This window comes from Paenibacillus sp. BC26 (genome assembly GCF_900116125.1).
Lineage (GTDB): Bacteria > Bacillota > Bacilli > Paenibacillales > Paenibacillaceae > Paenibacillus_Z > Paenibacillus_Z lignilyticus.
This window is the reverse complement of record NZ_FPAD01000002.1, coordinates 1,004,194-1,018,813: the sequence shown is the minus strand read 5'-3', so window position 1 is coordinate 1,018,813 and position 14,620 is coordinate 1,004,194. Positions and strand designations below refer to the sequence as shown.

The 14,620-nt window shown below is 48.6% G+C and carries 15 protein-coding genes; 13 read left to right on the top strand and 2 right to left on the bottom strand.

The window, feature by feature from the left end:
• The first annotated feature begins 21 nt into the window (after positions 1–21).
• Both BM412_RS20635 and BM412_RS20625 read left to right on the top strand, forming a co-directional pair.
• The gene (locus tag BM412_RS20635) at positions 22–1,017 is read left to right on the top strand and encodes a Gfo/Idh/MocA family protein (protein WP_091222554.1); all 996 of its coding nucleotides are present in this window, start codon (positions 22–24) and stop codon (positions 1,015–1,017) included.
• Positions 1,018–1,473: 456 nt separating this feature from the next.
• Complete coding sequence (locus BM412_RS20625; protein ID WP_177245967.1) at positions 1,474–1,827, top strand: chromosome partitioning protein ParB; 354 nt, start codon at positions 1,474–1,476, stop codon at positions 1,825–1,827.
• Positions 1,828–1,972: 145 nt separating this feature from the next.
• Here the strand turns inward: BM412_RS20625 and BM412_RS20620 are convergent, their stop codons facing one another.
• Positions 1,973–2,983: a LacI family DNA-binding transcriptional regulator gene (locus tag BM412_RS20620; protein WP_177245966.1), complete on the bottom strand. Its 1,011-nt coding sequence runs from the start codon at positions 2,981–2,983 to the stop codon at positions 1,973–1,975.
• Between the two features lie 341 nt (positions 2,984–3,324).
• On the opposite strand from BM412_RS20620, the gene BM412_RS20615 reads away from it, so the two are divergent.
• The 7 genes from BM412_RS20615 (at position 3,325) to BM412_RS20585 (ending at position 10,363) form a co-directional block, all read left to right on the top strand.
• Positions 3,325–4,392: a glycoside hydrolase family 130 protein gene (locus BM412_RS20615; RefSeq protein ID WP_256256476.1), complete on the top strand. Its 1,068-nt coding sequence runs from the start codon at positions 3,325–3,327 to the stop codon at positions 4,390–4,392.
• A gap of 35 nt (positions 4,393–4,427) precedes the next feature.
• Positions 4,428–5,411, top strand: coding sequence for an ABC transporter permease (locus BM412_RS20610; protein WP_091222544.1), 984 nt, complete (start codon positions 4,428–4,430; stop codon positions 5,409–5,411).
• A gap of 27 nt (positions 5,412–5,438) precedes the next feature.
• Positions 5,439–6,332 (top strand): carbohydrate ABC transporter permease, encoded by an 894-nt coding sequence (locus BM412_RS20605; protein WP_091222543.1) that lies wholly within the window; start codon positions 5,439–5,441, stop codon positions 6,330–6,332.
• A 97-nt stretch (positions 6,333–6,429) separates the two neighbouring features.
• The gene (locus tag BM412_RS20600; protein WP_091222540.1) at positions 6,430–8,160 is read left to right on the top strand and encodes an ABC transporter substrate-binding protein; all 1,731 of its coding nucleotides are present in this window, start codon (positions 6,430–6,432) and stop codon (positions 8,158–8,160) included.
• A 107-nt stretch (positions 8,161–8,267) separates the two neighbouring features.
• Positions 8,268–9,056, top strand: a complete 789-nt coding sequence (locus BM412_RS20595) for a phytanoyl-CoA dioxygenase family protein (protein WP_091222538.1) — start codon at positions 8,268–8,270, stop codon at positions 9,054–9,056.
• Between the two features lie 38 nt (positions 9,057–9,094).
• Entirely contained in the window at positions 9,095–10,042 is a 948-nt protein-coding gene (locus BM412_RS20590) for a DUF1861 family protein (protein ID WP_091223005.1), read from the top strand.
• A 15-nt stretch (positions 10,043–10,057) separates the two neighbouring features.
• Complete coding sequence (locus BM412_RS20585; RefSeq protein WP_091222535.1) at positions 10,058–10,363, top strand: discoidin domain-containing protein; 306 nt, start codon at positions 10,058–10,060, stop codon at positions 10,361–10,363.
• Position 10,364: 1 nt separating this feature from the next.
• On the opposite strand, the gene BM412_RS20580 is transcribed toward BM412_RS20585, so the two are convergent.
• Complete coding sequence (locus BM412_RS20580) at positions 10,365–10,691, bottom strand: winged helix-turn-helix transcriptional regulator (protein ID WP_091222532.1); 327 nt, start codon at positions 10,689–10,691, stop codon at positions 10,365–10,367.
• Positions 10,692–10,840: 149 nt separating this feature from the next.
• Here BM412_RS20580 and BM412_RS20575 point away from each other — a divergent pair, with 149 nt between their 5' ends.
• The 4 genes from BM412_RS20575 to BM412_RS20560 all read left to right on the top strand — a co-directional run bounded on the left by BM412_RS20575 (position 10,841) and on the right by BM412_RS20560 (position 14,575).
• The gene (locus tag BM412_RS20575; protein WP_091222530.1) at positions 10,841–12,022 is read left to right on the top strand and encodes an MFS transporter; all 1,182 of its coding nucleotides are present in this window, start codon (positions 10,841–10,843) and stop codon (positions 12,020–12,022) included.
• Between the two features lie 110 nt (positions 12,023–12,132).
• Positions 12,133–12,405: a 50S ribosomal protein L33 gene (locus BM412_RS20570; protein ID WP_091222528.1), complete on the top strand. Its 273-nt coding sequence runs from the start codon at positions 12,133–12,135 to the stop codon at positions 12,403–12,405.
• 201 nt (positions 12,406–12,606) lie between these two features.
• Entirely contained in the window at positions 12,607–13,287 is a 681-nt protein-coding gene (locus tag BM412_RS20565) for a serine/threonine protein kinase (RefSeq protein WP_091222526.1), read from the top strand.
• Between the two features lie 160 nt (positions 13,288–13,447).
• Positions 13,448–14,575 (top strand): helix-turn-helix domain-containing protein, encoded by a 1,128-nt coding sequence (locus BM412_RS20560; RefSeq protein ID WP_091222523.1) that lies wholly within the window; start codon positions 13,448–13,450, stop codon positions 14,573–14,575.
• Positions 14,576–14,620 lie beyond the last annotated feature (45 nt).

Sequence of the window (14,620 nt, the reverse complement as noted above, 5' to 3'; positions counted from 1 at the left end):
GAGGAAAAGGGGACTTTACTTATGACGGAACAACGCATCGTGAAATGGGGCATCATGGGGCCGGGAGGCATCTCGGACAACTTTGCTACGGAACTACCGCACGCGCCGGGCGCTGAGCTAGTCGCCGTCGCGGGACGCTCGCTCGAGAAGGCGCAGGCATTCGCCGATAAATTCGGCATCCAGCGCGCATATGGCAGCTGCGAGGAGCTCGCAGCTGATCCGGACGTCGAGATCGTCTACGTTGGCACGCTGCATCCGATTCACAAAGAGAACGCGCTGACGCTGCTGCGCGGCGGCAAGTCCGTGCTCTGCGAGAAGCCGTTCACGATCAACGCTGCCGAGGCTAAGGAGATTGCGGACTTGGCCCATCAGAAGGGGCTGTTCCTAATGGAAGCGATGTGGACGCGGTATCTACCTGCGATCGCCAAGGTGAGGGAGTGGCTGGACAGCGGCGTGATCGGCGACGTGCGCATCGTGAAGGCAGAGTTCGGCTTCGACGCAGGCTGGAATCCCGAAGGTCGGCTGCTGAACAAGGAAAAGGGCGGCGGCACACTGCTCGACGCCGGAATCTATCCGGTTTCGTTCGCGTCGATGGTGTACGGCGGAGAGCAGCCTTCCACGATCTCAAGCTCCGTCTTGATCGGCGAGACAGGCGTGGATGAGCAGTTCTCGCTGCTGTTCGAATACAGCGGCGGCCGCACCGCCTCTCTGCACAGTTCGGTACGACTGTCGATGACCAACGAGGCCGTTATCTATGGCACGAAGGGGCGGATCGAAATTCCGAGATTCCTATTCGCCAAGGCCGCGACGCTGCATGTGAACGGGGAGGAGCCTGTCGTCTTCAAGCACGAGCTCGAGCCGTCCGGCCACTTCTATCAGGCGATCGAGGCGATGCAGTGCCTGCGCGAGGGCCGCAAGGAGAGCGAAGTCTTGACTGTCGACGAGACTGTGCGTATCATGGAGACGCTTGACCGGATCCGAGAGCCATGGGGACTTAAGTATCCGAGCGAAGCGTGATAGGTCTAGCCGAATTCGGTCTTTTATAAATCTAGCACAACAAAAACAGGCTGCCATTATTGGCGGCCTGTTGCGCTATCCAACTCGATGCTGCAATCGGGTGGCTGAACGAATGGTAAGTTATTTGGAACCATAGTAAAATTGACAAGTCGCCTTCCTATACTGCTCGTTTGTGGTAGATGTAACTATAGTTTCATCATGGGATTGAATGATGACGCCTGAGCCCAGAAGTTCGCCTTCTTGGAATATGACGATTGGACGAGTGAATATTCGCATTCTTTCGAAGTCTGCATGTGTATTGAGTTGGCGTATTTTAGGCATAAGTCCTCCATCGAGTATGACAATAGAACCAATGTATATTGCCGTGAGATAAGAGTCAAGCGAAGTCTCCTATGACGACGGCTCATCCATAATCAAAAAACCGAGGTGATCATGATGGAAGAGTTACTTTCAAGTATGAAGCATAAACACGGAAGGATAATCGACGGCAGGCGACATGTATGGGATGTGGAGAAACTGTGGGCGTTATCGAAGAACTTACCCGTTCAGAGAATCCAGCTTGATTCCATCAAGGAGCTTGATCAGGATTGTTGGTTTACGGGCAGCAGGAATACACCAATTCCATCTATACGCAATGTCGCTCTTCACTGTCAGCGGATTATCAATGCAAACATGGAGTACCCCATATTATTATGTTCAGACGGACAGCTAATTGATGGGGGGCATAGAATTGCGCATGCACTGATTCATGGGCAAAATGAAATAGATGCCGTCCACCTTACATTGCCGCCGGCGGATGTCATCCAATAGTTAACGATTGGTATCATTGAAGATATCGGAGTGACCGACTGGAAGGCGAATAAGCTTCACACATAGAACTAAAGCCATGAACACAGGAAGGCTGCCGAGCAAATTTGCTCAGGCAGCCTTCCTGCGTTTATGGACATCATTGCATTTACATCCGTTTAACCGAATCTCGTTCTATTAACTTGCTCTGCAGATACGTCGTCTTGCTATGCGCACTGTCATGCTTAATGCGCCACAGCATGCGGTGAACGGCTTCGGTCGCAAAATCATGTTTGCTGATATTCATGGAAGTCAGCGCTGGAGTTACACTCTGGCTAAGGTCCGTGTTGTCAAAGCTGATAAGAGATACTTCGTCAGGCACGGATATGCCTTCCTTCTGCAGCTTGAGCAGCAGCTTGTAGGCAGCCATATCACAGTGACATACGAATGCGGTTGGAAGCTCAGCCGGAAGCTGGAAGTCCATGACATAGGAATTGTTGATATCATTATTTACGATTCGCCAGCTCGGATTAATCTCAAGCTGATGATAGGTAAGAGCTTTAATATAACCGCAGTAGCGGTCCATCACGCTGGTTGTGAATTGAGGATTGCCAACGAAACCGATCCGCGTATGTCCGTTCTGGATCAGGTAGTTCGTTACGGTATAGCCGGCTTGATAGTTATCCGCCAATATGCAATCCAGCGTCATCCCTGCCTTGTAGAAATCAATGACTACAACGGGAAATGGACAGTCCAGCAGCATCTTCATGTAGTCTGCTTCTACCTCTCCTGCTACGAACAGTCCATCCAGATCGCTCTGATCTTGAACGAGCGAGAGCGGAAGCGAAGCACTCTTCTCCTGCTCGGGATCAAGCACATATAAGGATAAGCTGATATCCTTCTTAGCGCATTCCTGATTGGTATAATAATAGATTTTCGTATAGAAGTTATCCGACTCCAGAAAGAATCGCTTGGGTACAATGAGTCCCAGTTTGGAGACTGCAGCAGCAGGTTTGACGTTCCCCTTCTTGATATATCCCAGCTCACGGGCAGATTGAACGATACGTCGCTTTAACTCTTCGCTGACACCCGGTTGGTTATTCAGAGCTTTAGATACGCTCACTTTCGTAATACCGAGCTGCGCGGCAATGGTGTCTAGCGTAACTTTACCCACCTGCATGCGAATTTCCCCTAATAATGTCATTTTGACTGCTAACTAGATAGTATAAAAAGTTACTTAACAAGTCAATTGTAAAGTTATAAGTTTCCAGGTGACTTTTCGGAATTTCAGCATAAAGTTACAATAAAGTTGGTTTTCAACATTACTTTACTTCGTGAAAACCCGCGTAATTACTGGGTTTAAACGTTATTTCCAGCTGTTTGCAGTCACTCTTGGTGATGAATGGAATAACTTTATTTTAACCGTTGACAGGAAATAATAACCTAATTTATAATCGCTTACATAAGGTAATAAATACCTAGCGAAACAAATAGAGAAGTAATGAACAGGAGAGAGTGCCCTTGACGAAACCGAGGCGGTCACCGAGTAATCCTATTATTCAACCTCAAAATGTTAACGCTTCCAATCCGAATATGGAGGTCATCGGAGTATTCAATGCAGGAGTTACCCGCTATCTGGATGAAACGATCCTGCTGCTCCGCGTTGCTGAACGTCCGATTAACGATAATCCCGAGGTTTACGTAGTCCCCCTGTATCATCCTTCCGAAGACCGTATCGTACTGCATGAGATTGAACGCAAGCCGGAGTACGATTTCTCTGATGTAAGAGTCATTCGCACACCTGAACGAAATTACTTAACGTCTATGTCGCATTTAAGAATAGCGCGGAGCACAGACGGCATTCAATTCACGATCGATTCCGAACCTACACTTCTTCCCAGCGGTCCGTATGAGAGCTATGGCATCGAAGATCCTCGCATTACATTAATAGAAAACATCTATTACATCACCTACTCTGCAATTTCTGAATTGGGTATTTGCACCTCCATGATTACAACCGAAGATTTCACTACCTTTACGAGAGAAGGAAACATTTTTCACCCCGATAACAAAGACGTTGCAATCTTCCCGGCCTCGATCGGCGGCAGCTACTATGCGCTTCACCGTCCATCTTGCTCCCATTACGGTCAACCGGAGATGTGGATTGCGGAATCCAGCGATCTCAAGCAATGGGGCAACCATCGTCACCTAATCGGCGTAAGGCCTGGTTTCTGGGACGACGGCCGAATCGGAGCAAGCGCAGTCCCGTTCGAAATCGAAGAGGGCTGGCTCGAAATTTATCACGGTGCCGATAAGTCCAACCGCTACTGCATCGGGGCGCTGCTGCTGGATAAGCATGAGCCATGGAAAGTCATTGCACGCAGCGTGGAGCCCATCATGGAGCCGGAGACGGACTATGAGCGGGAAGGATTTTTCGGGAATGTCGTCTTCCCTTGCGGGGCTCTGCATGAGGATGGTCTGGCGAAAATCTATTACGGGGCAAGCGATACCTCGATCGGTTACGCAGAGGTAACAATAGAAGCAATTAGAGCCAACCTTGGGCTTAAGCAGCTGAACAATCAACTATGAGTGTACATAAATGATAGACCAGAGGAGGAACAACCATGCCAGCTCCCCTAACGCTTGAGCGGCAAACGCAGTCGGAGCCACCGGCTGAGAGAAAGAAGAAAGATACGTTCTTGCGAGAGATCATGAAGAACAGGTATCTGTACTTGCTCACTTTACCCGGTATTCTGTTTCTCATCGTGTTCAATTACTTGCCGATGGCCGGGCTGTACATGGCATTCGTGGATTACAATCCGATGGCAGGACTGTATGGACTGAAGAGTGAGTTCGTAGGGTTGATGAACTTCAAGTTCTTCTTTACCTCCAACGATTGGATTACGGTCACGATTAATACGATCTATCTGAACATCTTGTTCATCATAACAGGGCTCGCTGTTCAGATGTTTATGGCGATTGGTCTTAATGAAATCGGCAGCAAGACGGTGAAGAAGATTGCGCAGTCCTTTATGTTTCTGCCGAACTTTATTTCGTGGACGGTAATCTCGATCTTCTCGATCGCGCTCTTCTCCACGGATGCGGGTGTCATCAATCATGTTCTCGGATTATTCGGAATGGAACCTGTCAATTACTATCAGGACGCATCATGGTGGCCGTTCATCCTGGTCATGCTTCGACTGTGGAAAGGCGTTGGCTTCGGCACCGTCATCTACTTGGCAACCATTAGCGGTCTGGATCAAGAGATGTATGAGGCGGCTCGCATTGACGGGGCCAACCGGTTTCAATCGATTACCCGCATTACTTTGCCAATGTTGAAGACAACTACACTGATGCTGTTCATCTTGTCGATCGGCGGTATTTTCTATGGAGACTTTGGCATGATCTATGCACTTGTGGGCGATAACCCGGTTCTGAGACCGACTACAGATGTCATTGATACCTACGTGTACCGCGCACTTCGCATGAACAACGATATCGGGATGTCATCGGCAGTCGGCCTCTTCCAAGCTGTCGTCGGCTTCATCCTCGTACTCTCTGCTAATGGCATCACACGCAAGCTATCGAAGGATTCGGCACTGTTCTAAGCGCCAGCCTTGAAAGGAGGAATCGCCATGCACCACAAGACACTGGGTGACCGGACGCTGCTTACCGTCTTCTACATAACGATCATCGGATTCGCGCTCATCTGTATGCTGCCGCTATGGATCACACTTGCCGCATCGTTCACCAATGAACTGGAGCTGATTCGTAATGGCTACAGCTTGTGGATATCGCAGTTCGATCTGACCGCATACAAGCTGATTTTCACGGGGACGCAGAGTGTTTACCGCGCTTATTCCGTTACCATCATCACGACCATCGGCGGCGTTATACTGACGCTATTCCTTACGAGCTCGCTGGCTTACCCTCTGACGGTCAGCACCTTGAAGTACCGGCATCGGATTACATTTTTCACCTATGTAACGATGGTGTTCAATGGTGGTTTGGTCCCGACGTACATTCTAACGACTCGCATGCTGCATTTGCATAATAACATTTGGGTGCTGATCATCCCCGGTGCCTTGAACGGCTTCAACGTTTTCCTGATGAAGAATTACTTCTCTTCTCTCCCGGAGGCATTGTCCGAATCGGCGAAGATCGATGGGGCAAGCGAAATCTATATCTATTTCAAAATCATTCTGCCATTATCGGCGCCAATTCTCGCAACCATCGGTTTATTCTCGGCGATGGGGTATTGGAACGAATGGTTCCGTGTTCTCCTCTTCATCGATGACCAGAAGCTGTTTACGCTTCAATACTTGATCATGCGGCTGCAGCAGCAGGCGGAGTTCCTGAACTCCTCACTAAGCTCAGCGGCAAGGGCGGCACTTGGCGGCGCAACGGTGCCGACCATCGGCATTCGAGTAGCGACAGCGATGGTATCGATCGGTCCAATTGTTTTACTCTATCCCTTCCTGCAGAAGTATTTTATCAAGGGCTTAACTGTCGGGGCTGTCAAAGGATAAGAGGGGCTTGACCGGATTCATAAAGGCGTTCGTTCGGGCTATTACCGGGAGGCCGGTTAGCATATAGCGTTCCAATCAGATCGAGAGGGGTATACAAATGAGAAAAAAGTTGCATAAAAACGCGGCGCTTCTTGTTGCAGCGACATTGTCTCTTTCAGCATTGGCAGGTTGTTCAGGCAACAATTCGGAGGATAACGCCAATAAGGCCGCAAACACCACGAACAAGGCAGCCGAGACGAATACGGCGGCAACCAACAATACTTCCAACGCAGCAGAAACAACCGAAAGCACGGCTCCCGAAGAAGTGACGCTTGAATTCTACATGCCTTCTCCAACCGCTAACGTCAACGATCTGGAAGCCGTGCTCGACAAGTTCTACGAAGAAACGAAAGATACGCTGAACACCAAGATTCATTTTAACTTCACGACATTTGATGACATCGGCCAAAAGGTTTCCTTGAAGCTGGCAGCCGGCGAGCAAGTGGACAGCGTATTTACGGCGCAGTGGACGAATCCGAACATCAGCGCGATGATTTCGAAGGATCAACTCGTCAATTTGGACTCTTACTTCAATAATGATAAATACCCGGGCCTGAAGAAAGCTTTTACGCCGGAATATCTCAAGAACAACAGCTTCGCAGACAAAACAGGCAGCTCGCATGTATATGGCATTCCGTTTACGCATGCTTTCAGCGGCGGCGCAACCATCTACTACCGCAAAGACATGGCTGATAAATATGGCATCGGGGAGATTAAGTCACTTGCTGACTTGGAGAAGTTCTACGATGCAGTGCTTGCCAATGACAAAGGGATTGTTCCGTTTACGTTTAACGGCAGCACGGATTACGTTTCCGATTTGCTGCTCACGATGACGCAGCCGCTTACATCAAAGCATAACTACATGGTGAACATGGGCGGTACCAGCGTCAGCGTCGCCATTAAGCCGGACGGAACGGCTTATGCAGCAAAAACAATCGACGGCTACAGTGATCCGGAATTCTTGAAGCTGCTTCCTGAGCCGATGAATACAATGGATCCGCTGAAAGGGTTCAAAATGGTTCGCGAATGGTACAAGAAAGGTTACTTGGAGAAGGATATCCTGGCACAGAAGGATCCGGATGGCCAATTTATGTCCGGCAAGGCGGCATCGGTATTCCGTACGCTTGATATTTACTCTTCGGAAAGCCAGCAGCTCGAAACGTCCATTCCGGGCGCGAAGATCGGTGCATACGTCATTACACCGGGCCTTATGGATGGAACGGCGAAAGCAGTGGGAAGCGACTTTAAAGCGTGGAACTTCGCGGCTATTCCTGCAAACTCCAAGAACGTTGACCGCACACTCGCATTCTTTGATTGGTTGTTTGCTAGCCCGGAGAATCATGACTTGTTCGAGTTCGGTATTGCAGGCAAGCACTGGCAGGCGGAAGGCGATACAAAGTACTCCTACCCGGCAACGGTTGATGCAGCAACGAACTATAACTTCCCGGGCTTCACGCTTACTTGGAACCCAACGATGGTTCGTTATGACAGCAAGACGCCGGATAACATTGTAACGATGCTGAACAACATGGGCGATACAAACTTCTTCTACAAGATGCCGAATGCCGGCTTTAGCTTCGTGCCTGACAGCGTGAAGACAGAAGTTGCGAAAGTAAGCGAGGTTCGCACGCAGCTTTACACAATCGGTCATGGCGTAGTGGATGATGCAGCAGGTAATCTGACTAAAATCCAGAAGGCACTCGATAAAGCAGGGTACCAGAAGGTCGTCGCTGAAGTAGAAAGACAATTTAACGAGTTCTTGAAAACAAATCCATACGAAGGTCAATAACATAAGTAAATCGCATGAAAAGGCGAATAGGCTCTCAATTCCTTGGGAGCCTGTTTGTTTGTCATTAATGAAGCGGAGCTCTGAGCTCTCCAAAGGAGGAAATCGAAATGCTGGATCCCGTCGTCAAACCGGGCGAATTTACGGAGCTTGACCGATTTATGTTTGAATCATGGGGGTATTTTGTCATTCCGAACGTACTGAGTCCGGAAGAGGTTGCCGCTTGTCTGGAAGCCTCGCAGCGTCTGCATGCCGATCAGCCGAAGAAAGTGTCCCATCAGGTCGGCGAAGGCTACGCCAGCGAACCGGCATTGGAACGGTTGATTGACCACCCTGCAGCGATGCCTAAGGTACGAGGATTATACGGCTCCGATAATGTCATTCTTCAATCCGCATGGTGCACGGTTCAGCCTGCAGGCGGTACGCATGGCGGCTGGCATCAGGATGGATCGAGCGCATTTGATTTTAAGCTGTTAGGGCATCCGATTCCGCTTCTTCAGCTCCGAGTATCGTACTTGCTGACGGACCAAAGCGAGCCGGGCAAAGGAAATATGGAAATGATTCCGGGCAGCCACCGCAGCCGTGTCCCTATGCCGGATAGTGTTCGGAAGGGCACGGAGGAATGTCCGCTGCGTCATGTGGTCTGTGCACCGGCAGGTTCGGCATTGGTGTTTCATAACGCGGTGTGGCATCGTTCGCACGAGCATAACCACGACTATGACCGGTACACGATGCATTACATTTACAGTCCGCCGTGGCTCCGTTATTCCGATCGGTTCGAGAATGACGCCGAGCTTATGAATCGGACGACGCCTCTGCGCCGCGGCATTCTGGGCGACTTCGCCAAACCGGATTCGACTTATGCCGGAGGCTACCGGACGCCGCCTTACGAGGAGTAGCTCTCTTCATACCCATTCAGGAGGTACAACGAATGTTGATGTTACACCAACATACAACGGCGCAGAGCTGCGCGGAATTGCTGGAGCAGTTCGAACAGCAGCCGAAGGGGATTCAGCCCGGGGTTCGGCTTCAATTTGTAGGCGTCGGTCCACGGGACGTTTACAATATTTCTGCCCCGTTCTTAGATAAAGGCGAACCCATCATCGCGGGACGCGTCGAGAGCCGCGAAACCGAGCTCTCCGAAGTCGTTTTCTTCCATCAGCGCGGCGATTCGTGGGTTCCGCATCCTTCCCATGCGCCGTACCGACTGCAAGATCCGTTCTTCACCCATATTAAGGGGGAGCTGATTTTCGGTGGCGTTAAGCTCGTGATGGATCCGGCTGACCCGGACAAAATCATCTCGTGGGTAACGGAATTTTATCGGGGGCAGGATATCGCAAGCTTGGCGCTGTTCTTGACGGGACCGGATCATATGAAGGATGTGCGCCTGATTGAATTGGCAAACGGCGAAATCGGCGTACTAACGAGACCGCAGGGCGAGAAGGGCGGCCGAGGCAAGATCGGCTTCTTCAAATGTGCGGAGCTGGAAGACATTACGGCAGAACGAATTGCGGATGCGCCTGTATTTCAAGACCAGTTCTTGGAACTGGAGTGGGGCGGAGCGAACGAGCCGCATCTGCTCTCCAATGGTTTAGTAGGCGTACTGGGGCATATTGCTTCCTTCGAAGGCGAAGACAGACATTATCAAGCGATGACGTTCGCCATTCATCCGGAGACGTTTGAGAAAACGCCGATGAAAATCATTGCAAGACGGTCCATCTTTCCGGAAGGCGCAGCCAAGAGGCCTGATCTGACGGATGTTATTTTTAGCGGGGGGATTGTAAGGAAGCCGAACGGTCTTGCTGACCTCTATGTAGGGGCGAGTGATGCCGAGGCGTATCGCATCGAAATTGGCGATCCTTTTCTGGAGTACGAACAGTTATAACACTCGAAAACGCTGATGAAGGCAACGAGATGGGAATCCGCAACCAGTGATCCGCAGTGGATCTATGTCGATCTTGGCTCCTCGCAATCGGTAGCGCGGGCCATCATCAGATGGGAAACGGCCTATGCCAGCAGCTTCAAAATCCAGACATCCCCCGACGGCAGCACGTGGACGGATAAATATTCGACGACTACCGGAACAGGCGGGGTATCGAACATTCCCTTCGCATCGACGTATGCCAAATACGTAAGAATGTCCGGCACCGTTCGGGGGACCACATATGCGTATTCGATTTATGATTTTGAAGTGTACGGCAACTAGGTCACGGCTTTGCCCATTTGTTCGCCCATTTATCAAGCTCCAGCAGCACGGCTTGAAAATCGGTTCCTTTATCGGTCAGCGAATATTCCACGCTCACGGGGACGGTAGGGAAAACTTCCCTGAGCACGATGCCGGTCTTCTCCAGATGGCGCAGCGTATTCGTCAGCGATTGGGTCTTGATTACGCCGGCGTCGCGGAGCAGCTGCTTGAATCTTCTGGGTCCCTTAGAGAGCTCGGAGATCACCAGAAACCCCCATTTATCCCCGAGAATTTGCAGCACTTCGCATATATGCGGAGTGCTGTTGTCGTTATTAGATGCCATATTCATCTTTGCAACCCCTCACTTACCAAATGGTTAGTTGATCCAAATGACTGGACAATGTCCAAAAAAATTGCCTTCTTACATAATTATAGGGGGTTCATTATAATCAATTCAACCGGTTTTCCCACGGATTACCAGCAAAGGAATGAAGACTAATGAACCGATTGAATATGTACCTGTTGGCTTTCGGCGCTTTCCTCGTAGCGACGGCAGAGCTCGTCGTATCCGGCATACTGTCTGTTATTGCAGCAGATATGAATATCTCCGTCGCCCTCGCCGGGCAATTAATTACAGCCTATTCGCTGGCTTATGGTATCGGTACTCCGATTGTAATTGCCCTTACTTCACGCGTTGCACGCAAGAGAATGCTGCTGATTTCATTAGCTGTCTTTATCATCGGATGCTCGGCGGCATTTCTGAGTTCAACTTATGCCGTGCTGCTCCTCGCGCGAGCCATCTTGGGATTAAGTGCAGGCGTATTCTGTGTTGTTGCATTGAGCTCGGTAGCGAAAATAGTTTCCGCGGACAAAATCGGCCGTGCTATGGGATTGTTAGCTTTCGCATTCAGCGGTGCGATGGTGCTGGGTGTTCCCGCTGGGATCGCGATAGCAGGCGAGTGGAGCTGGAAATTGATTTTCCTCCTCATGGGTATCATTGGTTTATTCGTACTCCTAGGGCTCGCTCGCTTATTACCGAACATTGAAGGCGATGCGCCGGCTCCGCTCCGAAAGCAGTTTGCGGTGCTCAAGAATACGGTAATCGTCAGCGCGATGCTGCTATCCTTCTTCTCGAGCGCCGGAGATTCCGTGATATACACGTATCTGACGCTTTATTTTCAGAAAATCCTACATTTGCAAGCAGCGGACATCAGCATGATTATGTTGCTGTTCGGCCTCTTCGGTTTGATTGGCTCTAGATTGGGCGGTGTCGGTATAGATAAGTGGGGGGCGGTGCGGTTGTTAGCTTTCGCGTTGGCATTGCGTACGATCGCTCTGTCCCTGCTGCCGGCCGTACATGGCTCGCTTATACTCAGCTTGTTGATTTTTACGGTTTGGGTCTTTGGCATGTTCGTAACCGCTCCGTCAATGAACACGTACTTCGTCCAACTGGCACCGCAGTCTTCGAATCTCGTGCTCAGCTTGAACATCTCATTCATCCATTTAGGATTAGCAACCGGAGCGGGCGTTGGAGGCGCATTAGCCAATGCGAATGGGACTGTTCTCTATCATCCGTGGATGGCCGGCTTATTAACAGCGATGGGGCTGGTGATGGGGCTGATCTCATTCGCGATGAGCAAGAGGCGGGCGGCGAAATTGACAGCGCGCAGCAGCTTATAAAGCCTATTATGCAATTTAGACTTTGCAATTCTATGAAAATCCCAAACATCCTCCGATGGACTTGAATAGAGTAATAGAGTAGTCAAGCTGTTGAGAGGGAGGAATGACGAATGGCTGTCAGCAAACAACAGATTTCAAAGTATTACGGTAAGAAGATCTATGCGGTTAAGAAAGACGGAACCGTAGTTACAGGGACACTGTCGCAAATTCAAGGGAACCGTGTGATCCTTACGCAGGAAAAAGGCAAAACAGTAAAAGTGAAATTTCTTCTCCCCTTGTTACTGTTCGATTTACTCGCAATTGGTCTATTCACAGGCTTTGGCGGTTACGGCGGTTATTATGACGGATATGGCGGATACGGCGGTTACGATTATTTCTATTAAGGTTTGATTCGAGGCTCATCTTTCCGTGCTCGCTGCGGGAAGGTGGGCTTTTACATATAAAGATATTAAGATTAGTTTGATAAACCAGGAGATTGGTGAAGAATACAGAAGTTAAAGCTTCTAAAGGGAATTCTTTTAAAATTGAAGGGAAGAATGATAGTAGGGATTCATCGATTCAAAAAGTAGAAGGGGAAGATCGGTATGGTAGCTGACTGGAAACAAGTTGAGGAAGCATTGAGGGATATTGAGGTCGTGGGACATGAGAACAATAAGCCTGTTTCCGTCATTGGTTTTTCGGACGATTTGCGCTGCATCGGCATCGGCACGGATGCGGCGGTCTTCTATTACCCGAACACTCCTGATTACGCGTTTAAAGTCTATTCCGCTCAGTCATTGGAGAAGAAGGAAGCGGAAGCCGAAATATACAAACGCTTGGAAGGATCGCCGTATTTCGCCCACTGTTACGGATCCGGACCTAATTATTTGGTATTGAGTTTCGAACAAGGCATTACCTTATATGATTGTCTGTTGCAAGGCGTCCATGTTCCGGAGCAAGTCATACAAGATGTGGAACACGCCCGAGAGTTTGTCCGTAGTCTGGGGCTGAACCCCAGGGATATTCATTTGAAAAATGTTCTTTTGCAAGAAGGCAGAGGGAAAGTTCTTGATGTATCGGAATATATCAAGGAAGGAAACGACAGTCGGTGGGAGCACTTGGTTTGGACCTACAAACATTTTTATCCCCTGATCAGCGAGGTACAGGTGCCTCTATGGATCTTGGAAACGATAACGAATTGGTATAACCGGATTGATACGGCAAGTTTCGGAATAGAAGACTTCTCTAAACGAGTGAGTCAGCTTTTCTTTGGGAAACGCAAATAATAGTTCAACAGCGGTTGCTTCGGCAGCCGTTTTTTGTTTGCGCACTTCTCAGAGGGTGGGGGAAGCTTGAAGTCGAAAATGAATATGAACGGGAAATGCAAGGTTCCCTTGCTAGCTATTTCCATGAAAAATGAGAAAATTAAGGTAAGGAGAAGATGATATGAATTTAGGTGAAAAGCTAAAGATAAGAAGAAAAAAAGCAGGTTATACGCAAGATGAAGTAGCTGCGAAGATGAATATTACAAGGCAAACATTATCAAATTGGGAAGTCGGCAAAAACTACCCTGATATTGATTCCATTATTAAGCTAAGCCGAATTTATGAACTCTCCTTAGACGAATTTTTGTTGGGAAAAATTTTATTTAAAGGAGCGATTTCAATGACGAGAAGGCTGAGCGAAACGGAAATCGAGAAACTAATCATCAAGCACCACCCCTCCGCAATTAATATCAAGGAACTTCATGGTGGGCTAGTTTCTCAAACTTACTTCTTTCAGGAAGGTGATTATCCGTATATCTTACAAATAGGAAATACCATGGAAACTTATGAAAAGAAAAAATGGATTTATAATAAAATGAAATCCACTATCCCTGTGCGCAAAGTGTTGGAACTGCATGAAACAGAGTTCGGATTTGCTTACTCTATTTCAGAATATATTGAAGGAACGACTTTGCACGATCTAAGCACCCAAGAATTACTTGATATAATACCGGCAGTACTGACCGCTTTGGAAGCTCTGGAAAAGTGTGATGTATCGGACTCCAAGGGATTTGGGTATTTTGATAAAACGGGCCATGCGGTTTACCCATCCTGGCTGGATTTTATTGAAGCGGTTTATAACGAAAATATTTATAATTGGTCGGACTTGGAAAAGAATGGTTTGGACTCCGAAGTCGTAAAAACCGCAATTCATGAATTAAAGACTCATATTACCGGTGTCACTTTAACCAAGAGGAATATGGTGCATGGAGATTTGGGTTCTTTTTGTTTACTGGCAAAGAACAATCAAATTGTTGGCGTCTTAGACTGGGGTGTTCCCTTATACGGCGACCATTTGTATGACAAAGCGAATATCCTGTTCTGGAGTGAAGATAGGCTTCAGCCTTTATCTCATCAAATTACCAATAAGTATATAGTTTCTCTCGAGTCGAAAGAAAAAATCTATTGTTACATGCTTCGCATCGGCTTGCAAGAAATCTATAATACAGTGATTCTTAAAGGCATAGGTTACGACATTGAATGGGTTGCAAATCGATTACAACAAATTATAGAGAACCATAGAACGTAGCGATGAGTAATGCCTAAAGCTGGATATCCTCTTATGAAAAGACGC